This window comes from Streptomyces sp. NPDC048171, from assembly GCF_043202655.1.
In the GTDB taxonomy this organism is placed as follows: domain Bacteria; phylum Actinomycetota; class Actinomycetes; order Streptomycetales; family Streptomycetaceae; genus Streptomyces.
Genome location: NZ_JBIDAU010000001.1, coordinates 871886 through 892350 on the forward strand (window position 1 = coordinate 871886; position 20465 = coordinate 892350).

At 70.4% G+C, this 20465-nt stretch carries 18 protein-coding genes; 13 read left to right on the forward strand and 5 right to left on the reverse strand.

What is annotated here, in order from left to right; genetic code table 11:
* The first annotated feature begins 123 nt into the window (after nucleotides 1-123).
* On the forward strand, nucleotides 124-975 hold the full coding sequence (locus ACGF3J_RS03890) for a helix-turn-helix transcriptional regulator (RefSeq protein WP_161331061.1): 852 nt from the start codon (nucleotides 124-126) through the stop codon (nucleotides 973-975).
* Nucleotides 972-1169 carry a DUF397 domain-containing protein gene (locus ACGF3J_RS03895; protein WP_161331060.1) on the forward strand — a complete coding sequence of 66 codons (198 nt, stop codon included), beginning with the start codon at nucleotides 972-974 and terminating at the stop codon, nucleotides 1167-1169. The genes ACGF3J_RS03890 and ACGF3J_RS03895 overlap by 4 nt, the downstream gene beginning before the upstream one ends.
* 30 nt (nucleotides 1170-1199) lie before the next feature.
* On the opposite strand, the gene ACGF3J_RS03900 is transcribed toward ACGF3J_RS03895, so the two are convergent.
* On the reverse strand, nucleotides 1200-1409 hold the full coding sequence (locus ACGF3J_RS03900; RefSeq protein WP_161331059.1) for a hypothetical protein: 210 nt from the start codon (nucleotides 1407-1409) through the stop codon (nucleotides 1200-1202).
* A 586-nt stretch (nucleotides 1410-1995) separates the two neighbouring features.
* On the opposite strand from ACGF3J_RS03900, the gene ACGF3J_RS03905 reads away from it, so the two are divergent.
* Both ACGF3J_RS03905 and ACGF3J_RS03910 read left to right on the forward strand, forming a co-directional pair.
* Entirely contained in the window at nucleotides 1996-2367 is a 372-nt protein-coding gene (locus ACGF3J_RS03905; protein WP_161331058.1) for an RNHCP domain-containing protein, read from the forward strand.
* A 26-nt stretch (nucleotides 2368-2393) separates the two neighbouring features.
* Nucleotides 2394-2840: an RNHCP domain-containing protein gene (locus ACGF3J_RS03910; protein WP_161331057.1), complete on the forward strand. Its 447-nt coding sequence runs from the start codon at nucleotides 2394-2396 to the stop codon at nucleotides 2838-2840.
* 56 nt (nucleotides 2841-2896) lie between these two features.
* On the opposite strand, the gene glnA is transcribed toward ACGF3J_RS03910, so the two are convergent.
* Nucleotides 2897-4258: a type I glutamate--ammonia ligase gene (gene glnA, locus ACGF3J_RS03915; protein WP_122620453.1), complete on the reverse strand. Its 1362-nt coding sequence runs from the start codon at nucleotides 4256-4258 to the stop codon at nucleotides 2897-2899.
* A 293-nt stretch (nucleotides 4259-4551) separates the two neighbouring features.
* Between glnA and ACGF3J_RS03920 the strand changes: the two genes are divergently transcribed.
* Genes ACGF3J_RS03920 through ACGF3J_RS03930 form a run of 3 tightly spaced genes read left to right on the forward strand, consistent with a single transcriptional unit; the run spans nucleotide 4552 to nucleotide 7652 of the window.
* On the forward strand, nucleotides 4552-5220 hold the full coding sequence (locus tag ACGF3J_RS03920; protein WP_161332150.1) for a DUF3105 domain-containing protein: 669 nt from the start codon (nucleotides 4552-4554) through the stop codon (nucleotides 5218-5220).
* Nucleotides 5217-5843: a DUF305 domain-containing protein gene (locus tag ACGF3J_RS03925; protein WP_161332151.1), complete on the forward strand. Its 627-nt coding sequence runs from the start codon at nucleotides 5217-5219 to the stop codon at nucleotides 5841-5843. Before ACGF3J_RS03920 ends, ACGF3J_RS03925 begins: the two co-directional genes overlap by 4 nt.
* Before the next feature lie 54 nt (nucleotides 5844-5897).
* Complete coding sequence (locus tag ACGF3J_RS03930) at nucleotides 5898-7652, forward strand: NAD+ synthase (RefSeq protein ID WP_161332152.1); 1755 nt, start codon at nucleotides 5898-5900, stop codon at nucleotides 7650-7652.
* A gap of 19 nt (nucleotides 7653-7671) precedes the next feature.
* Here the strand turns inward: ACGF3J_RS03930 and ACGF3J_RS03935 are convergent, their stop codons facing one another.
* Entirely contained in the window at nucleotides 7672-8118 is a 447-nt protein-coding gene (locus ACGF3J_RS03935) for a VOC family protein (RefSeq protein ID WP_161332153.1), read from the reverse strand.
* A gap of 208 nt (nucleotides 8119-8326) precedes the next feature.
* On the opposite strand from ACGF3J_RS03935, the gene ACGF3J_RS03940 reads away from it, so the two are divergent.
* A complete protein-coding gene (locus tag ACGF3J_RS03940) occupies nucleotides 8327-11320 on the forward strand; it encodes a bifunctional [glutamine synthetase] adenylyltransferase/[glutamine synthetase]-adenylyl-L-tyrosine phosphorylase (protein WP_161332154.1) in 2994 nt (997 codons plus the stop codon).
* Between the two features lie 24 nt (nucleotides 11321-11344).
* Here the strand turns inward: ACGF3J_RS03940 and ACGF3J_RS03945 are convergent, their stop codons facing one another.
* Together ACGF3J_RS03945 and ACGF3J_RS03950 are read right to left on the reverse strand one after the other, a co-directional pair.
* Nucleotides 11345-12202, reverse strand: a complete 858-nt coding sequence (locus ACGF3J_RS03945; protein WP_393853448.1) for a phosphatase PAP2 family protein — start codon at nucleotides 12200-12202, stop codon at nucleotides 11345-11347.
* 86 nt (nucleotides 12203-12288) lie between these two features.
* Nucleotides 12289-13323, reverse strand: a complete 1035-nt coding sequence (locus tag ACGF3J_RS03950; protein ID WP_161332156.1) for a LacI family DNA-binding transcriptional regulator — start codon at nucleotides 13321-13323, stop codon at nucleotides 12289-12291.
* Between the two features lie 378 nt (nucleotides 13324-13701).
* Between ACGF3J_RS03950 and ACGF3J_RS03955 the strand changes: the two genes are divergently transcribed.
* From ACGF3J_RS03955 to ACGF3J_RS03975, 5 genes are all read left to right on the forward strand, one after another.
* Nucleotides 13702-14973 carry an extracellular solute-binding protein gene (locus ACGF3J_RS03955; protein WP_161332157.1) on the forward strand — a complete coding sequence of 424 codons (1272 nt, stop codon included), beginning with the start codon at nucleotides 13702-13704 and terminating at the stop codon, nucleotides 14971-14973.
* A 110-nt stretch (nucleotides 14974-15083) separates the two neighbouring features.
* The gene (locus tag ACGF3J_RS03960) at nucleotides 15084-16088 is read left to right on the forward strand and encodes a carbohydrate ABC transporter permease (protein WP_161332558.1); all 1005 of its coding nucleotides are present in this window, start codon (nucleotides 15084-15086) and stop codon (nucleotides 16086-16088) included.
* Between the two features lie 13 nt (nucleotides 16089-16101).
* Entirely contained in the window at nucleotides 16102-17013 is a 912-nt protein-coding gene (locus ACGF3J_RS03965; protein WP_161332559.1) for a sugar ABC transporter permease, read from the forward strand.
* A gap of 121 nt (nucleotides 17014-17134) precedes the next feature.
* Nucleotides 17135-18829: a glycoside hydrolase family 13 protein gene (locus ACGF3J_RS03970; protein WP_161332578.1), complete on the forward strand. Its 1695-nt coding sequence runs from the start codon at nucleotides 17135-17137 to the stop codon at nucleotides 18827-18829.
* Between the two features lie 145 nt (nucleotides 18830-18974).
* Nucleotides 18975-20345: an alpha-amylase family protein gene (locus ACGF3J_RS03975; protein ID WP_161332560.1), complete on the forward strand. Its 1371-nt coding sequence runs from the start codon at nucleotides 18975-18977 to the stop codon at nucleotides 20343-20345.
* Nucleotides 20346-20465 lie beyond the last annotated feature (120 nt).

Below are 20465 nucleotides of genomic sequence, written 5' to 3' on the forward strand. Positions count from 1 at the left end.
GCTCATGCAGCGTCCGTCGTGTCACCCGATGGCGTGGGCGTAGTCCGTTCCCGGCACCACGGCGTGATCACGATCCCTACGGTGTCGCCTGTCGCGATACGACGCGTACGAGGAGGGGTGCGGATGTCGGTGAACGGCGAGACGGACGAGCCGGGTTGGGAGGTCGACCCGGACGACGAGTGGGGCGTGGCGGTCCTGGCCACGGTCGGACGCCAGCTGAAGCTTCGGCGCGAGGCGCTGGGGCTGCGGGCCGGTGACTTCGGCATCGCCGTCGGCTACGGGGAGGACCTCGTCTACAAGGTCGAGGGCGGGAAGCGGATTCCTCGCCGGGAGTACCTGGAGAAGGCGGACCAGGTGCTCGACGCGGGCGGGCTGCTCGCGGCCACCTGGGAGGACGTGAAGAAGGTCCGGTACCCCAGGCAGGTTCGGGACTTGGCGAAACTGGAGTCGCGGGCCGTCGAGTCGCTCTCGTACGGCAGCTACAGCCTCCACGGGCTGTTGCAGACCGAGGAGTACGCACGCGCACTCCTCGACAGGCGGCGACCGGCCCTCACGGAGGACGAGTTGGAGAACGCCGTCGCCGCGCGCATGGGCCGCAAGGCGATGTTTGAACGTTCCCCCGCCCCTGAACTCAGCTTCGTCCAGGAAGAGGCGACCCTCAGGCGTCCCGTGGGAGGCATGATGGTTCTACGGCGACAGCTCGAACACCTGCTGGAGGTCGAGCAATTGCGGCACGTGGAGATCCAGGTGATGCCGACGTCTCGCGGTGATCATCCGGGAGGCGGACGGCTGCAGGTGCTGAAGTTCGAGGACGGCACGGCGGTCGGACGGGCGGACGACGTGTTCGGCGGCCGGCCGGTCACGGATCCCCGGCAGCTACGAACCCTCGAACGGCGCTATGGCAGTATCCGGGCCGAGGCACTGCCCGTCCGGGAGTCAGTGGCCTTCATCGAACAACTTCTGGGGGAGACATGAGCCATAAGGACGCATCCCGCCACCTGGCCTGGTTCAAGAGCAGCTACAGCGATACCAGCGAGCCCAGCGACTGCGTAGAGGTCGCGATAACCCCCGCCACCATCCACATCCGCGACTCCAAGCGCCCCGACGGCCCCCGCCTCGCCGTTACCCCGGCAGTCTGGACGGCATTCGTCGGGCCCCGGACACGATGATCCGGGGCCCGCGAACGTAAACGGGGTGGCTCAGGCCACCGTCGTGTGCGCGTCGCCGTGGATCGCGGAGGCGCCGACGCCCGTGGTGAGGCCGATGCAGCCGGCCTCCGCGTGGAGGCCGGCGCCGAACTGGCCGTCGCCCGCTATGAGGGCCGCGCCGATGGCGACGGTGCCACCGGACACCTGGTCCAGGTCCGCGTCGGAGATCTCAGCCGTTTCGACCTGGGGGACGAGGTTCATGGCAGGTCTTACCTTTCGTGGGGACGAAAATGGGGGAGCGGTACAACTGGGCACCGATCAAAGCACGGGGTGACCGCCCCACCGTCCGCGCGCCGTCGTCGCGTTCATCAGTGTGCGAATGTGGTCGGGGAAAGGGCCCGTCTCTTCACGCTTCCCACCGGTCGTGCGACGCTCCGGGGTCAGGTGTGCGCACGGTCGGCCCGGTGCACCGCCGCCACGCCCCTCCCCTGCGACCTTGCTATGAACGGTGTGCAGGTACGACGGATTTTTGGGGCTCGGAGAAATAATGCGTTGGCACCCCTGAAAGGCGTCCTGTTAGCCTCAGCGGGTCGTTCTGATTCGTTCTGGGCCCGTGTGCCCTGGAAATGGGTGTTTTATGTTCCGGCTCGCGCCGAGTGCGCCTCGCCGCACCGCGTAACCGTCCGCAGCCTTCCGCCATCCGTTTCCCAGGGTGGCTGCCGGACGTGTCCTCCGGTGTTCCGACCTGCCTGTCCGCCGTCCCGACGGCGTGATCGGGCTGCCTTCCGACGAGGCCGCTCGGCCTGCTCTTGCTGTCTTGGTCAATCTCCCAGCAAGGAGCACCCGGGTGTCCAGCCACACCACCACCAACAACAACACCCTCGGCCTCAACACCTTCGCCTGCGCGTGGTGCGGGCTGACCGTGTCCGCGTACGCCGCCGACGGCGCGCCGCGCAACCACTGCCCGTCCTGCCTGCACTCCCGGCACGTCCTCGACCATGTCGAGGGCGGTCCGAGCGACTGCGAGGGCCGGATGGCCCCGATCGCCATCGCCGTGCTCCGCACCGGTGACTGGATGGTGATCCACCGCTGCGTGCGCTGCGACGAACTCACGTCCACCCCGGTCTGCGTGGACGACAACCAGCTCATCCTGATGCGCATGGCGGTCCGTCCGCTGGCCCAACCGCCTTTCCCGCTCGAAGCGTTCGGAACTCTCTGACCGCCCGACAGGAAAGGAGGACCACCGTGTCACGCAACAACCGCAACAACCGCAACAACCGCAACGATCGCGGCCACCGTGGACGGCGCCGCCCGCAGCGGCACAAGGACGTCCTGCACGCCCGGGGTGGTCATCGGGCCGACGGCTTCCGCTGCGCGTCCTGCCGCCTGGACGTCACCCTGAGCGCCCCCGGCACCGCGCACCGCAACCACTGCCCGAACTGCCTGGCCAGCCTGCACGTCGACCGGAGGATCCCGGGCGACCGCGCCGCGGACTGCCGTGGGCGGATGGAGGCGCTGGGCATGTCGGTCCGGGCCGACGGCGAGTGGGTGATCATCCACCAGTGCGCCTCGTGCGGCGAGCTGAGCGCCAACCGCATAGCCGGTGACGACAACCCGCTCGCCCTGGTACGCCTCGCCCTCAGACCCCTGGCCGACCCCGAGGCCGCCGGCCGCGCCCTGCTCGCCCTGTGACCGGAATCGCCGAAGCAGCGCCGCCCCAGGCCACTGGCCTGGGGCGGCGCCGCCTTCTACAGCACCGGCAGCGACTTCCGCAGCTCGAACGCCGTCACCTGCGACCGGTACTCCTCCCACTCCTGCCGCTTGTTGCGCAGGAAGAAGTCGAAGACGTGTTCGCCGAGCGTCTCGGCGACCAGGTCGCTGCGTTCCATCAGGGCGAGGGCCTCGCCGAGGTTCTGGGGGAGGGGCTCGATGCCCAGCGCACGGCGTTCCGCGTCGGAGAGGGCCCAGACGTCGTCCTCCGCGCCCGGCGGGAGTTCGTAGCCCTCCTCGATGCCCTTGAGACCGGCGGCCAGCAGGACGGCGTAGGTGAGGTACGGGTTGGCGCCGGAGTCGATGGAGCGGACCTCGACGCGGGCCGAGCCGGTCTTGCCGGGCTTGTACATGGGGACGCGGACCAGCGCGGAGCGGTTGTTGTGGCCCCAGCAGATGTAGGAGGGGGCCTCGCCGCCCGCGCCGGCCGTGCGCTCGGAGCCGCCCCAGATGCGCTTGTACGAGTTCACCCACTGGTTGGTGACCGCCGAGATCTCCGCCGCGTGCCGCAGCAGGCCCGCGATGAAGGAGCGGCCGACCTTGGAGAGCTGGTACTCCGCGCCGGACTCGTAGAACGCGTTGCGGTCGCCCTCGAAGAGCGAGAGGTGCGAGTGCATGCCCGAGCCCGGGTATTCGGAGAAGGGCTTCGGCATGAAGGTGGCCTGGAGGCCCTGCTCCAGCGCGACCTGCTTCATGACCAGGCGGAACGTCATGATGTTGTCCGCCGTCGACAGCGCGTCTGCGTAGCGCAGGTCGATCTCCTGCTGGCCCGGCGCGCCCTCGTGGTGCGAGAACTCCACCGAGATGCCCATCGACTCCAGCATCGTGATCGCCTGGCGGCGGAAGTCCATGCCGATGTTCTGCGGGGTGTGGTCGAAGTAGCCGGAGTTGTCGGCGGGGGTGGGGATCGAGCCGTCGACCGGCTTGTCCTTCAGCAGGAAGAACTCGATCTCCGGGTGGGTGTAGAAGGTGAACCCCAGGTCGGAGGTGCGGGCCAGGGCGCGCTTGAGGACGTAGCGCGGGTCCGCGAAGGACGGGGAGCCGTCCGGCATGAGGATGTCGCAGAACATGCGGGCCGTGCCGGGTGCCTCCGCGCGCCAGGGCAGGACCTGGAAGGTCGACGGGTCGGGCTTGGCGATCATGTCGGACTCGTAGACCCGGGCGAAGCCCTCGATGGCCGAGCCGTCGAAGCCGATGCCCTCGTCGAAGGCCTGCTCCAGCTCGGCCGGGGCCACCGCGACGGACTTGAGGAAGCCCAGCACGTCCGTGAACCAAAGGCGTACGAACCGGATGTCGCGCTCCTCCAGCGTCCGGATCACGAACTCCTGCTGCTTGTCCATCTTCCGTATCCCCATCCTCGCTGGTCAGACCCGCCTGTCTCCGGTACGGCGGGAGGCGGCCCCGCACCCGAGCATCACACCACAGCGCCGTTTCGAACGCGTTGCGGACCCCGGCCGGCCGGCCCACCCCATGACCGCAGCGTAGAGGCCACCTGTTCGATCGGGCCATTCCGGGGATCCGGCCGGGGCGGATCCTGTGATCTCCCTACGAAGGAGCGGCCCTCCACCCTTACGATCAGCGGACCCGGCCACCCCGCTCGACGGCAGAAGACTTCCCAGAAGGGCTGCACCCCATGGGTTCCGCGAAGAAGAACAGCAACACGGCGCGACAGGCCCGCATAGCCGAGATGCGGCGTGCCGAGGAGGCGCGTGAGCGCCGGAACCGGATCCTCACGATCGCGGTCAGCACCGTGGTGGTCGCCGGTCTCGTCGTCGGCGGCGTCTTCCTGGTCCGGGGACAGTCCGACGACTCCTCCGACGACACCGCGTCCGACGGCAAGACCTCCGGCAAGTTCGTCACCGGCGAGGACGGGGTGAAGACCTGGAAGGGCGACCTGGCCCGCAACCACGTCACCAAGAAGGTCACCTACCCCGTGGACCCGCCGGTCGGCGGCGACCACAACCAGGTCTGGATGAACTGCAACGGCGACGTCTACACCAAGCCGCTGAACAACGAGAACGCCGTGCACTCGCTGGAGCACGGAGCGGTGTGGGTGACGTACACCGACGCGGCGCCGAAGGCCGACGTCGAGAAGCTGGCCGCCAAGGTCAAGAAGACGCCGTACTCGCTGATGAGCCCGGACGAGAAGCAGCAGGACCCGATCGTGCTCACCGCCTGGGGCCACCAGCGCACGGTGACGGGCGCCGACGACCCGAACGTGGACAAGTTCTTCGAGAAGTTCGTCCAGGGCGAGCAGACCCCCGAGCCGGGGGCCGCGTGCACCAACGGGCTCTCCCAGTGACACCTAAACGGGCCGGCTGGACCGCGGGGGCCGCCGCCGCGGTCCTCGTCGCGGCCGGCGGGATCACCTACGCCGTCGCGGGCGACGACGGGGCGAGCCGGGTGCCGTCCGCCGACTCCGCGGACGCCGGGTTCGCGCGGGACATGTCGGTCCACCACCAGCAGGCCGTGGAGATGTCGTACATCGTGCGCGACCGCACCGACGACGAGGAGGTGCGGCGGCTCGCGTACGACATCGCCCAGACCCAGGCCAACCAGCGGGGCATGATGATCGGCTGGCTCGACCTGTGGGGACTGCCGAAGGTGTCGTCCGAGCCGCCGATGAGCTGGATGGGGATGGGCGGGGCGCCGTCGGCCGGTGAGGGCTCCCTGATGCCGGGGATGGCCACCGACGCCGAGATGGAGAAGCTCGGCACGCTGAACGGGAAACGGGCCGAGGTCTACTACCTCCAGCTCATGACCGAGCACCACAAGGGCGGCGTCCACATGGCCCGGGGCTGCGTCGAGAAGTGCACGGTCGGCGTGGAGAAGCGCCTGGCCGGCGGAATGGTGGAGTCGCAGGAGTCGGAGATCCGGCTGATGGCGGACCTGCTGGCGGAGCGCGGCGCGAAGCCCCGGACATGAGGCGGACACCGGCACGTCACCCCATTGTGTCGTTCTGACGATTACACTGGCCGGGTGCCTCGACTACGACTCGCCCTGAACCAGATCGACTCCACCGTCGGCGACCTCGACGCGAACGCGGCGGCGGTCCTGCGCTGGACCCGGCACTCCGCCGACCGGGGAGCCCACCTGGTGGCGTTCCCCGAGATGATGCTCACCGGGTATCCCGTCGAGGACCTGGCCCTCAGGTCGTCGTTCGTGGAGGCGTCCCGCACCGCCCTGCGCGCCCTCGCGGCGCGCCTCGCCGAGGAGGGCCTCGGCGGCCTTCCGGTGGTCGTCGGCTACCTGGACCGCTCGGCCACCGCCCAGCCGAAGTACGGCCAGCCGGCCGGCGCCCCGCAGAACGCGGCGGCGGTGCTGTTCGGCGGCGAGGTGGCGCTCACCTTCGCCAAGCACCACCTGCCGAACTACGGCGTCTTCGACGAGTTCCGCTACTTCGTCCCCGGCGACACCATGCCCGTGGTCCGGGTGCGCGGCGTCGACGTGGCGCTGGCGATCTGCGAGGACCTGTGGCAGGACGGCGGCCGGGTGCCCGCCGCCCGCTCGGCACGGGCCGGACTGCTGCTCTCCGTCAACGCCTCCCCGTACGAGCGCGACAAGGACGACACCCGGCTGGAGCTGGTGCGCAAGCGCGCCCAGGAAGCCGGGTGCACCACCGCCTACCTCGCCATGACCGGAGGGCAGGACGAGCTGGTCTTCGACGGCGACTCGATCGTCGTCGACCGGGACGGGGTGGTCGTGGCCCGCGCCCCGCAGTTCACCGAGGAGTGCGTGGTCCTCGACCTCGACCTGCCGGCCGCGGAGCCGAAGGCGCCCACCGGCGTGGTGGACGACGGCCTGCGCATCGAGCGGGTCGTGCTCTCCGAGGAACCGGTACCGGCCGAAGGGACCGCGCTGTCCGGCGGCCGCGCCGAGCCGCTGGACGACGACGAGGAGGTCTACTCGGCGCTGGTCGCCGGGCTGCGCGCGTACGTCACCAAGAACGGCTTCCGCTCGGTGCTGATCGGCCTCTCCGGCGGCATCGACTCCGCGCTGGTCGCGGCGATCGCCTGCGACGCGCTGGGCGCGGAGCACGTGTACGGCGTGTCGATGCCGTCCGGATACTCCTCCGAGCACTCCAAGACCGACGCGGCCGAGCTGGCGCGGCGCACCGGCCTGCACTACCGGACCGTCGCGATCGCGCCCATGTTCGACGCCTACATGGGCGCGCTGGGACTGACCGGCCTGGCCGAGGAGAACCTCCAGTCCCGGCTGCGCGGCACGCTGCTCATGGCGCTCTCCAACCAGGAGGGCCACCTGGTCCTGGCGCCCGGCAACAAGTCGGAGCTGGCGGTGGGCTACTCGACGCTGTACGGCGACTCGGTGGGCGCGTACGGGCCCATCAAGGACGTGTACAAGACGTCGGTCTTCCGCCTCGCCGAATGGCGCAACCGCGCGGCCGGTGCCCGCGGGCAGACCCCGCCGATCCCGGAGAACTCGATCACCAAGCCGCCCAGCGCGGAGCTGCGCCCCGGCCAGGTCGACACGGACTCGCTGCCGGACTACCCCGTGCTGGACGCCATCCTCGACCTGTACGTCGACCGGGACAGAGGCGCGGACGAGATCGTCGCCGCCGGGTTCGACCGCGACCTGGTGACACGGACGCTGCGCATGGTGGACACCGCCGAGTACAAGCGCCGCCAGTACCCGCCGGGGACCAAGATCTCGGCCAAGGGCTTCGGCAAGGACCGCCGCCTGCCGGTCACCAACCGCTGGCGGGAGACCGGCTGAGACGGCGGCACGGCACCGGTCAGCCCTGGGGCCGCTGGTCCGCCAGCACCTTGTGCAGCGGCTCCGCCACCCGGCGCCGGTACTCCTGGACCGCCCAGCCGTTCCCGTCCGGGTCCTTGAAGTACATGAAGGTCGCGCCGTCGTCCGGCGCGTACTGCACGGGCTCGGAGACGTCCAGGCCGCGCCCGGACAGCTCCGCGTGGGCCGCCTTGATGTCGGCGACGCACAGCTGGAGGCCCTGGTACGAGCCCGGCTCCGGCCGGGTCTGCCCCTGCGCCATGTCCCAGATGGCGTCACCGAGGGCGATCGAGCAGCCGGAGCCCGGGGGCGTCAGCTGGACGATGCGCATCCCCGGCATGACCTCCTGGTCGATGTCGACGTGGAAGCCGACCTTGTCCCGGTAGAAGTCCCGGGCCCGGTCGATGTCACTCACGGGCAGCGGAATGACCTCGAGGGTGAAGTCCATGGCGTGACTCCTTCGGCTTCCATCGGCATCCGTGCCGGCTCCGGCGCCGGCCGCGGTGTCCAACAAGCTAGCGGCTTCCCGCCCGGGACGCCGCCCGTTCGGTGCCCCGCGGGCGATCCCCGGTTACGCTCGGCCTACGACCTTGATCCCACAGGTCCCACAGGTCCATCCCACAAGTCCATCCCACAGGGTCCGACAGGAGGCCGAGATGACGGCGCCGGGGCGCAGGAGCAGTACCTTCACACGGCTGCTCCGGCACGGCTTCACCGATCCCTCGGCCGCCGAGGAACTGCTGGACGGCGCGGAGCTGACCGAGCTCCGCGCCGACCCCGTGCTCCTCGAGGCACTGGGCGCCACCGCCGACCCCGACCTCGCCCTGCACGGCCTGGTCCGGCTGCTGGAGGCGCAGCCCGACCCCACCGCCCGCCGGGAGCTGCTGGACACCCTGGTGGCGGCCAAGCCGCTGCGCGACCGGCTGCTCGGCGTGCTCGGCGCCTCCGAGGCCCTCGCCGACCACCTGGCCCGGCACGCAGGCGACTGGCAGGCCCTGGTCACCTACGAGCCCCGCGACCTGCACCCCGGCGTCGAGGAGTTCGAACGCGGCCTGGCCGAGGCCACCGACCCCGTCGCGCTGCGCGTCGCCTACCGGCGCTGCCTGCTCTCCATCGCCGCCCGCGACGTGTGCGGCACCATCGACCTCGCCGAGACCGCCGCCGAGCTGGCCGACCTCGCCACCGCCACCCTGCGGGCCGCCCTGGCCATCGCGGAGGAGGCCGCGCCCGACGACGCCGCGCTGTGCCGGCTGGCCGTGATCGCGATGGGCAAGTGCGGCGGCCACGAGCTGAACTACGTCTCCGACGTGGACGTCATCTTCGTGGGCGAGGCGGCCGGCGACGCCGACGAGACCAAGGCGCTGCGGGCCGCGACCTCGCTGGCCTCGCACATGATGCGGATCTGCTCCGAGACGACCGTCGAGGGCTCCATCTGGCCCGTCGACGCCAACCTGCGCCCCGAGGGCCGCAACGGGCCGCTGGTGCGCACCCTCAGCAGCCACGTCGCCTACTACCAGCGGTGGGCCAAGACCTGGGAGTTCCAGGCGCTGCTCAAGGCCCGCCCGGTGGCTGGCGACCCCGGTCTCGGCGCCGAGTACGTGGCCGCCCTCCAGCCCCTGGTGTGGCAGGCCGCCGACCGCGAGAACTTCGTCGCCGACGTGCAGAAGATGCGCCGCCGGGTGGTGGAGAACATCCCCGCCGCCGAGGTCGACCGCCAGCTCAAGCTCGGCCCCGGCGGCCTGCGGGACGTCGAGTTCGCCGTGCAGCTGCTCCAGCTGGTGCACGGCCGGTCCGACACCTCCCTGCACAGCGGTACGACGCTGGACGCCCTGGAGGCGCTCGCCGCGGGCGGGTACGTGGGCCGGGCGGATGCCGCCCAGCTCGACGAGGCGTACCGCTTCCTGCGCTCCATGGAGCACCGCATCCAGCTGCACCGCCTGCGGCGCACCCACCTGGTGCCCGAGGACCCCGCCGACCTGCGTCGCCTCGGCCGCTCCCTGGGCCTGCGCACCGACCCGGTGGCCGGGTTGCAGCGCGCCTGGAAGCGGCACGCCTCCGTGGTGCGGCGGCTGCACGAGAAGCTGTTCTACCGGCCGCTGCTCGACGCCGTCGCCCAGCTCGCGCCCGGCGAGGCCCGGCTCAGCCCCGAGGCGGCCCGCGAACGGATGGTCGCCCTCGGGTACGCCGACCCGGCCGCCGCGCTGCGGCACCTGGAGGCGCTGGCGTCCGGCGTCACCCGCAAGGCGGCCATCCAGCGCACGCTGCTGCCCGTGCTCCTCGGCTGGTTCGCGGACTCCGCCGACCCGGACGCGGGCCTGCTCAACTTCCGCAAGGTCTCCGACGCGCTCGGCAAGACCCCCTGGTACCTCAGGCTGCTGCGGGACGAGGGCGCGGCCGCCGAGAACCTCGCCCGCGTGCTCTCCGCCGGCCGGCTCGCCCCCGACCTGCTGATGCGGGCCCCCGAGGCGGTCGCGCTGCTCGGGGACGGCGCGACCGGCGGTCTGGCGCCGCGCGGGCGCCCCCAGCTCGAGCAGGAGATACTGGCCGCGGTCCGGCGCGCCGACGGCGGCGAACAGGCGGTCACCGCGGCTCGCGGGGTGCGGCGCAGGGAGCTGTTCCGTACGGCCGCCGCGGACATCGTCGGCTCCTACGGCACCGAGGCGCAGCCCGTCGAGGCCGACCAGGGCGCCCTGGTGGACCTGGTGGGCGACGCGGTCTCCGACCTGACGGCGGCGACGCTGGCGGGGACGCTGCGGGCGGTCGTGCGGGAAGGGTGGGGCGACACGCTGCCGACCCGGTTCGCGATCATCGGCATGGGCCGGTTCGGCGGCCACGAGCTGGGCTACGGCTCGGACGCGGACGTGCTCTTCGTGCACGAGCCCCGCGACGGCGTCGACGAGCGGGAGGCCGGGGACGCGGCCAACAAGGTCGTCGCCGAGCTGCGCCGCCTGCTCCAGGTGCCGAGCGCCGACCCGCCGCTGCTGATCGACGCCGACCTGCGGCCCGAGGGCAAGTCCGGGCCGCTGGTGCGGACGCTGAAGTCGTACGAGGCGTACTACCGGCGCTGGTCGCTGGTGTGGGAGCGGCACGCGCTGCTGCGGGCCGAGTTCGTCGCCGGCGACGCGGATCTGGGGCAGCGGTTCACCGAGCTGGTCGACCCCTTGCGGTACCCGGCGGACGGACTCGGCGATGACGACGTACGGGAGATCCGGCGGCTCAAGGCCCGGATGGAGTCCGAGCGGCTGCCGCGCGGCGCCGACCCCAAGCTGCACGCCAAACTGGGTCCTGGCGGGCTGACCGACGTGGAGTGGACCGTGCAGCTGGTCCAGTTGCGGCACGGCCACACCGAGGCCGGGCTGCGCACCACCCGGACGCGCGCCGCGCTGGCCGCCGCGTCCGCCGCCGGGCTGATCTCCGCGGAGCACGCCGGCATCCTGGACGAGGCGTGGGTGCTGGCATCGCGGGTGCGCAACGCGGTGATGCTGGTCCGCGGCCGGGCCGGCGACACGTTCCCCACCGATCCGCGCGAGCTGGCCGCGGTCGGCCGCTACCTGGGCCACGGCCCGGGCCACGCGGGCGACATGCTGGACGAGTACCGCCGCACGGCGCGCAGGGCACGCGCGGTGGTCGAGGAGCTGTTCTACGCGTGATGCCGGGCGCGTGATGCCCGGCGGCTACGCCCGCGTGGGCGACCACGCCCCCTTCTTCCGCACCGCCGCCATCCGCGGCAGCGCGTACGGCAGGCTGCCGTACCAGGCCGCCGCCACCAGGTAGCCGAACGCCAGGCACAGCACGCCCCCCACCGCGTCCAGCCAGAAGTGGTTGGCGGTCGCCACGATCACCACCAGCGTCAGCGCCGGGTACAGCAGTCCCAGCACCTTCACCCACGGCACGGACGCCAGTGCGAAGATCGTCAGCCCGCACCAGACGGACCACCCGATGTGCATCGAGGGCATCGCTGCGTACTGGTTGGACATGTTCTTCAGGTCACCGGAGGCCATCGACCCCCACGTCTGGTGGACCATGACGGTGTCGATGAACCGGCCGCCGTTCATCAGCCGGGGCGGGGCGAGGGGATACAGGTAGTAACCGACCAGCGCGACGCCCGTGGTCGCGAAGAGGACGAGACGGGTCGCCGCATAGCGGCCGGGATGGCTGCGGTACAGCCACACCAGCACACCGAGGGTGACCACGAAGTGCAACGTGGCGTAGTAGTAGTTCATCCCGATGATGAGCCAAGTCACCGAGTTCACGGCGTGGTTCACCGATTCCTCGACGGCGACGCCCAGTTGCTGCTCGACCCGCCAGATCCAGTCGGCGTTGCGCAACGCCTGCGCCCGCTGTTCCGGCACCGCGTTGCGGATCAGCGAGTACGTCCAGTAACTCACCACGATCAGCAGGATCTCGAACCACAGACGGGGTCGGCGCGGCGCACGGAGCCGACGCAGGAGCCCCCGCCCCGTCCCCTCAGTGACGGGGTGCGGAACGGCCTCTGCACGGCGTTCCGGAGTCCTCACGGTCGCGTCACCCATAGGCATGGAGTCTGCCAGAAAAGACATCTTCCACCGATCATCCCCCCGTCCGCTGTGGTCCGCATCCGCCGCGCGGAGGGCGGACGTCAGGAGCGGTTGCGCTCGCCCGGCGCGGAAGCCGTCGAGCCGCGGACGACCAGCTCCGGCATGAACACGAACTCGCTGTGCGGCGCGGGCGTCCCGGCGATCTCCTCCAGCAGCGTGCGCACGGCCGCCTGCCCCATCGCGGGGACCGGCTTGCGGACGGTCGTCAGCGGCGGGTCGGTGAAGGCGATCAGCGGCGAGTCGTCGAAGCCGACGACCGAGACGTCCTTGGGCACGTCGAGCCCCTGCTGCCGGGCCGCCCGTATCGCGCCGAGCGCCATCATGTCGCTCGCGCAGACCACCGCCGTGCAGTCGCGGGCGATGAGCGCGGTGGCCGCCGCCTGGCCGCCCTCCAGGGTGTACAGCGAGTGCTGGACGAGTTCCTTCTCCACGATGTCCGCGCTGAGGTCCAGCTGATCCTGGACGGTGCGGACGAAGCCCTCGATCTTGCGCTGCACGGGCACGAACCGCTTCGGCCCCAGGGCCAGCCCGATCCGGGTGTGGCCGAGGGACACGAGGTGCGTGACCGCGAGGCTCATCGCGGCCCGGTCGTCCGGGGAGATGAACGGCGCCTGCACCTTCGACGAGAAGCCGTCGACGAGGACGAAGGGCACGCCCTGGGCGCGCAGCCGTTCGTAGCGCTGCATGTCGGCGGTGGTGTCGGCGTGCAGTCCGGAGACGTAGATGATGCCGGCCACCCCGCGGTCGACCAGCATCTCCGTCAGCTCGTCCTCCGTGGAGCCGCCCGGGGTCTGGGTGGCGAGGACCGGCGTGTACCCCTGGCGGGTCAGTGCCTGGCCGATGACCTGGGCCAGCGCCGGGAATATCGGGTTCTCCAGCTCCGGGGTGATCAGGCCCACCAGGCCCTCGCTGCGCTGCCGCAGCCGCACGGGGCGTTCGTAGCCCAGCACGTCCAGGGCGGCGAGTACGGACTGGCGGGTGGTGGCGGCGACGCCCGGCTTCCCGTTGAGGACCCGGCTGACCGTCGCTTCGCTCACCCCCGCCTGGGCGGCGATGTCGGCAAGCCGTGTGGTCACAGGGGTGGACTGTACCTGTCGGCCGCCGCCTTGCACACCGATCGGGCGCCGTGGACGGCCTGTTGGACGGCCCGGCGCGGGCTGCTGCGTCATCGCGCTCCCTCGAGAAAGTGGCGGCAAGAGCTTGCAGAGTCTTGCACAACCGGCCGGATACCGCTCGACCCCTGTAAACAAGCGTCTCACGGTGGTCGCCAGGAGGTCACGCCCGGATAACATCGGAGATGTCTTGCACTTTTTTGCTGCAAGACCTTTCGCCGCGCTTACAACGCTGTTACGTTCACGTCGCCCGACGGCAGCAACGACGCGGTCGGCAGCGGCAGGAGCGGCGGACGGGCCCGCACCCTGCACCACACGGGCTTTCACCCTCAAGGAGAACTCATGCGGCGTGGCATAGCGGCCACCGCGCTGGTGGCGTCCCTCGCCCTGGCGGCGACGGCGTGCGGCGGGGACGGCGACAGCGACAGCGAGTCCGGCGGACCGGTGACCATCACCTACTGGGACACCTCGAACGCGACCAACGAGGCGCCGACCTACAAGGCCCTGGTCAAGGAGTTCGAGGCCGCCAACAAGGACGTCAAGGTCAACTTCGTCAACGTCCCGTTCGACCAGGCGCAGAACAAGTTCGACACGGCCGCCGGTTCCAAGGGTGCCCCCGACGTGCTGCGCTCCGAGGTGGGCTGGACCCCCGCCTTCGCCAAGAAGGGCTTCTTCCTGCCGCTGGACGGCACCGAGGCCCTCGCCGAGCAGGACAAGTTCCAGCCCAACCTGATCGAGCAGGCCAAGTACGAGGGCAAGACCTACGGCGTCCCGCTGGTCACCGACACCCTCGCCTTCGTCTACAACAAGGAACTGTTCGAGAAGGCCGGCGTCGAGGCCCCCAAGACCTGGGACGACCTGAAGAAGGCCGCCGCCACCATCAAGGACAAGACCGGCGCCGACGGCTTCTGGGGTTCCACGGCCGGCTACTACGGCCAGCCGTTCCTCTTCGGCGAGGGCACCGACACGGTCGACGCCGAGGGCAAGAAGATCACCGTCAACTCGCCCGAGGCGAAGAAGGCGTACGCCACCTGGCTGAGCCTCTTCGACGGCAAGGGCCTGCACAAGGCCGACACCACCGCCGACGCCTACGCCCACATCCAGGAGGCGTTCGTCAGCGGCAAGGTCGCCTCGATCGTCCAGGGCCCGTGGGAGATCACCAACTTCTACAAGGGCACCGCCTTCAAGGACAAGAACAACCTCGGCATCGCCACCGTCCCGGCCGGCTCCGCCGGCAAGGCGGGGGCCCCGACCGGCGGCCACAACCTGTCGGTCTACGCCGGTTCGGGCAAGGCGCAGCAGGAGGCGTCGCTGAAGCTCGTGAAGTTCATGACCTCGGCGAAGTCCCAGGAGACCATCGCCCTGAAGAACTCCACGCTGCCGACCCGCGACGACGCCTACACCGACAAGGTCAAGGCCGACCCGGGCATCGCCGGCTACCAGACGGTCCTGCCCGCCGCCCAGCCGCGCCCGGCGCTGCCGGAGTACGGCTCCCTGTGGGCCCCGCTCGACGAGCAGCTCCCGCAGATCGCCGGCGGCAAGAAGTCCCTGGACGAGGGCCTGAGCGACGCCGAGGCCGCGATCGCCAAGCTGGTGCCGGACTTCTCCAAGTGAGTCCGCGCGGCCGCCGGGTCCCCGCCCGAGGGGGGGGAGGGACCCGGCGGCCGCCGCGCCGCAGCCCCCGATCGTCCCGCACAGCCCGATGCTCCCGAAGGTGCCGAACCATGACAGTCACCATCGACCGCGCGACCGGCAAGCGCCGCGGTGACCGCACACCGCGGCCCGGCCTCGGCCGGCGTCTGAAAGACGGATACCAGAAGTACTGGTACGCCTACGCCATGGTCGCCCCGGTGGCCGTCGTGATCGGCGTCCTCGTGCTGTACCCCCTGGGGTACGGCCTCTACCTCACCCTCACCGACGCCAACAGCCTCAACACCGGGCGCACCATCGGCGTCAACGAGATCGAGGCCACCTACAAGTTCATCGGCCTGGACAACTACGCCGACATCCTGTGGGGCCCTACGGCGTACGACCGCTTCTGGTCGCACTTCATCTGGACCATCGTCTGGACGGCGGTCTGCGTCGGCCTGCACTTCTTCATCGGGCTGGGTCTCGCCCTGCTGCTCAACCAGAACCTGCGCGGCCGCACCCTCTACCGGCTGCTCCTGGTCCTGCCCTGGGCCGTGCCCACCTTCGTCACCGTCTTCGGCTGGCGCTTCATGCTCGCCGACGCCGGCATCATCAACTCGGCCCTCGACTGGCTGCACCTGCCGACGCCCGCGTGGCTGGAGGACACCTTCTGGCAGCGGTTCTCCGCGATCATGGTGAACACCTGGTGCGGTGTGCCGTTCATGATGGTCTCCCTCCTCGGCGGCCTCCAGTCCATCGACAACAGCCTCTACGAGGCGGCCGAGATGGACGGCGCGACCGCCTGGCAGCGCTTCCGGTACGTCACCCTGCCGGGCCTCAGGTCGGTCAGCTCCACCGTCGTCCTGCTGGGCATCATCTGGACCTTCAACCAGTTCGCCGTGATCTTCCTGCTCTTCGGCAACTCCGCCCCCGACGCGCAGATCCTGGTCACCTGGGCCTACCACCTCGGCTTCGGGCAGCAGCCGCGCGACTTCGCGCAGTCCGCGGCGTACGGCATCCTGCTGCTGGCCATCCTGATCGTCTTCACCTCCTTCTACCGCCGCTGGCTGAACCGCAATGAGCAGCAGCTCGCGATCTGAGGCAGGAGCCACCATGAGCACGACCGCAGTGCCGACCACCGCGCCCGCCGAGCAGGTCACCGAGTCCGCGGCGAAGCCGCCCCGGACCCGGCGGCGCGGCGAACGAGGCCGTGCCGCGAGCGCCGCCTCGCACGGCATCCTGACCGTCGCGAGCCTCGTCGCGCTCTTCCCGGTCGCCTGGCTGGTCTACCTGTCCCTCGGCCCGGACAAGGACGACTACCTGCACCCCGGGCGCATCTGGTCGAAGATGACCTTCGACAACTACGCCTTCGTGCTCCAGCACACGAACTTCTTCGAGTGGCTGAAGAGCTCGCTGATCGTCTCGCTGGGCACCACCGTCATCGGCGTGATGGTCGCCGCCACCACCGGCTACGCCGTCTCGCGGATGCGCTTCCCCGGCTACCGCAAGCTGATGTGGGTGCTGCTGGTCACCCAGATGTTCCCCATCGCCGTCCTGATCGTGCCGATGTACCAGATCCTGTCCGACCTCCAGCTCGTCGACAGCTACCTCGGCCTGATCCTCGTGTACTGCTCCACCGCGGTGCCGTACTGCGCGTGGCTGCTCAAGGGCTACTTCGACACCATCCCGTTCGAGATCGACGAGGCCGGGCGCGTGGACGGGCTGACCCCGTTCGGCACCTTCTTCCGGCTGATCCTGCCGCTCGCCCGGCCGGGCCTGGCCGTCGCCGGCTTCTACAGCTTCATCACCGCCTTCGGTGAGGTCGCCTTCGCCTCGACGTTCATGCTCAGCGACACGAAGTACACCTTCGCGGTCGGCCTGCAGAGCTTCATCAGCGAACACGACGCGCAGCGCCATCTGATGGCCGCCACCGCGGTGCTCGTCGCGATACCCGTCTCCGCGTTCTTCTACCTCGTGCAGAAGAACCTGGTGACCGGCCTCACTGCGGGCGGCACCAAGGGCTGAGGCCCGACCCGGGAAACGTCCGGCCGCGGTGCCCATCCGACCCCGCAGCACCGCGGCCGGCCGCCTCTTCCCCCCCACCCATGCCTCCATGACCAGAACCCTGTTGCACACCAAGGACGCCATGAGCCAGCAGCACTCCGCCGCACCGGCCCCCACCTCCGTCACCTCCTCCGCCACGGCCACCGTCGCGGGGCGCCGCGACTGGTGGCGGGACGCGGTCATCTACCAGGTGTATCCGCGCAGCTTCGCCGACAGCAACGGTGACGGCATGGGCGACCTGGAGGGTGTCCGCACCCGTCTGCCGTACCTGCGCGACCTGGGCGTGGACGCCGTGTGGCTCAGCCCCTTCTACGCCTCGCCGCAGGCCGACGCCGGGTACGACGTCGCCGACTACCGGGCCGTCGACCCCATGTTCGGCTCCCTCCTGGACGCCGACGCGCTGATCCGCGACGCCCACGGTCTCGGCCTGCGCATCATCGTGGACCTGGTCCCCAACCACTCCTCGGACCAGTACGAGTGGTTCAGGCGCGCCCTCGCCGAGGGCCCCGGCTCCCCCTCCCGGGACCGGTACCACTTCCGCCCCGGCAAGGGGAAGAACGGCGAACTTCCGCCCAACGACTGGGAGTCCATCTTCGGCGGGCCGGCCTGGACCCGGGTCACCGAGCCCGACGGCACGCCGGGGGAGTGGTACCTGCACCTCTTCGCGCCCGAGCAGCCCGACTTCAACTGGGAGCACCCGGCGGTCGGCGACGAGTTCCGCTCCATCCTGCGCTTCTGGCTGGACATGGGCGTGGACGGCTTCCGCATCGACGTGGCGCACGGCATGGTGAAGGCGCAGGGCCTGCCGGACCTTGGATCCCATGAGCAGTTGAAGCTGCTGGGCAACGATGTCATGCCGTTCTTCGACCAGGACGGCGTCCACGACATCTACCGCCAGTGGCGGCGGATCCTGGACGAGTACTCGGGCGAGCGCATCTTCGTCGCCGAGGCGTGGACCCCGACCGTCGAGCGCACCGCGAACTACGTCCGCCCCGACGAACTGCACCAGGCCTTCAACTTCCAGTACCTCGGCACCCACTGGGACGCCGAGGAACTGCGCACGGTCATCGACCGCACCCTGGACGCGATGCGTCCCGTCGGCGCCCCCGCCACCTGGGTCCTCTCCAACCACGACGTCACCCGCCACGCCACCCGCTTCGCCAACCCGGCGGGCCTCGGCACCCAGATCCGCCTGGCCGGCGACCGCGCGCTCGGCCTGCGCCGCGCCCGCGCCGCCACCCTCCTCATGCTGGCCCTGCCCGGCTCGGCCTACGTCTACCAGGGCGAGGAGCTGGGCCTGCCGGACGTCGTCGACCTCCCCGACGAGGTACGCCAGGACCCGGCCTACTTCCGGGGCGCCGGCCAGGACGGCTTCCGCGACGGCTGCCGGGTGCCGATCCCCTGGACGCGCACGGGTTCGTCGTACGGCTTCGGCGCGGGCGGCAGCTGGCTCCCGCAGCCGGCGGGCTGGGCGGAGCTGAGCGTCGAGGCCCAGACCGGCGAGCCCGGCTCGACCCTGGAGCTGTACCGCGCCGCACTGGCGACCCGCCGCGACCAGCCCGACCTGGGCGCGGGTGACGCGGTGGAATGGCTCCGCGCTCCCGAGGGAGTCCTCGCCTTCCGCCGCGGCGACTTCGTGTGCGTCGCCAACACCACCGGCGAGTCGGTGACGATGCCCGCGTACGGCCGTCTTCTGCTGTCCAGCGACGAGATCACCGAGACACCGGACGAGACGAAGGTCCCGGCGGACACGACGGTGTGGTGGACGACGGGCTGACGGCCCGCCGCTCGACGAACGGCTTTTTTCTTTGAAGTTGGTACGGCCTGCTGCCCTTTCGGGCGGCGGGCCTCTACCATCTGCGTCACCCGCAATTCTTGCTGAAGCTTTCAGCAAGAGCCTTCAAAGAAGAAGGAACCCCCACATGGCACGCAGATTCCTCACGGCCGCCGTCGCTCTCGCGGCCGCCCTTGTCATGACCCCGACTGGAGCGCAGGCCTCCCCGCCCGGCGCCAAGGACGTCACCGCAGTCCTCTTCGAGTGGAACTTCGCCTCCGTCGCCAAGGAGTGCACCAGCACCCTCGGCCCCGCCGGCTACGGCTACGTGCAGGTCTCCCCGCCCGCCGAGCACATACAGGGCGGGCAGTGGTGGACCTCGTACCAGCCCGTCAGCTACCGGATCGCCGGACGGCTCGGGGACCGCGCCGCCTTCAAGAACATGGTCAACACCTGCCACGCGGCCGGTGTGAAGGTCGTCGCCGACGCCGTGGTCAACCACATGTCGGCGGGCGGCGGCACCGGCACCGGCGGCTCCACGTACGCGAAGTACGACTACCCGGGGCTCTACTCGTCGCCCGACTTCGACGACTGCCGCTCCCAGATCTCCAACTACCAGGACCGCTACAACGTCCAGCACTGCGAACTGGTGGGCCTCGCCGACCTCGACACCGGCGAGGAGTACGTCCGCAAGACCGTCGCCGGGTACCTGAACGACCTGCTCTCGCTCGGCGTCGACGGCTTCCGGATCGACGCGGCCAAGCACATCCCGGCCGCCGACCTCGCCAACATCAAGTCGCGGCTGAGCAACCCGGGCGTGTACTGGAAGCAGGAGGCCATCTTCGGTGCCGGGGAGGCCGTGCAGCCGAGCGAGTACACCGGCACCGGGGACGTGCAGGAGTTCCGGTACGCCTACGACCTCAAGCGCGTCTTCAACAACGAGAACCTCGCCTACCTGAAGAACTACGGCGAGGGCTGGGGGTACATGAACAGCGGCGTCTCCGGCGTCTTCGTCGACAACCACGACACCGAGCGCAACGGCTCCACCCTCAGCTACAAGGACAACGCCACCTACACCCTGGCCAACGTCTTCATGCTCGCCTGGCCCTACGGCGCACCCGACGTCAACTCCGGCTACGAGTGGTCGAACGCCGACGCCGGACCCCCCAACGGCGGGCGTGTGGACGCCTGCTGGCAGAGCGGCTGGAAGTGCCAGCACGCCTGGCCCGAGATCAAGTCGATGGTCGCCTTCCGCAACGCCACCCGGGGGCAGGCGGTCACGAACTGGTGGGACAACGGCAACGACGCCATCGCCTTCGGGCGCGGCGACAAGGGCTTCGTCGCCGTCAACCACGAGTCGGGCGCGCTGAACCGCACCTACCAGACCTCGCTGCCCGCCGGGACGTACTGCGACGTCCAGAGCGGCAACACGGTGAGCGTCAACGGCTCCGGGCAGTTCACGGCGACGCTGGGCGCACACACCGCGCTCGCGCTGCACGCCGGCAGGTCCGCCTGCTGAACGGGCCCCGAGGGCAAGGGTCGTGAAAATTCTTACCGGTACTTTCACGACCCTTGCCGCAAGACTTGCGGCAGCGCTACGGTCACGCCGGGGTCGGACCCGATCGAGCCGTCAGCACAA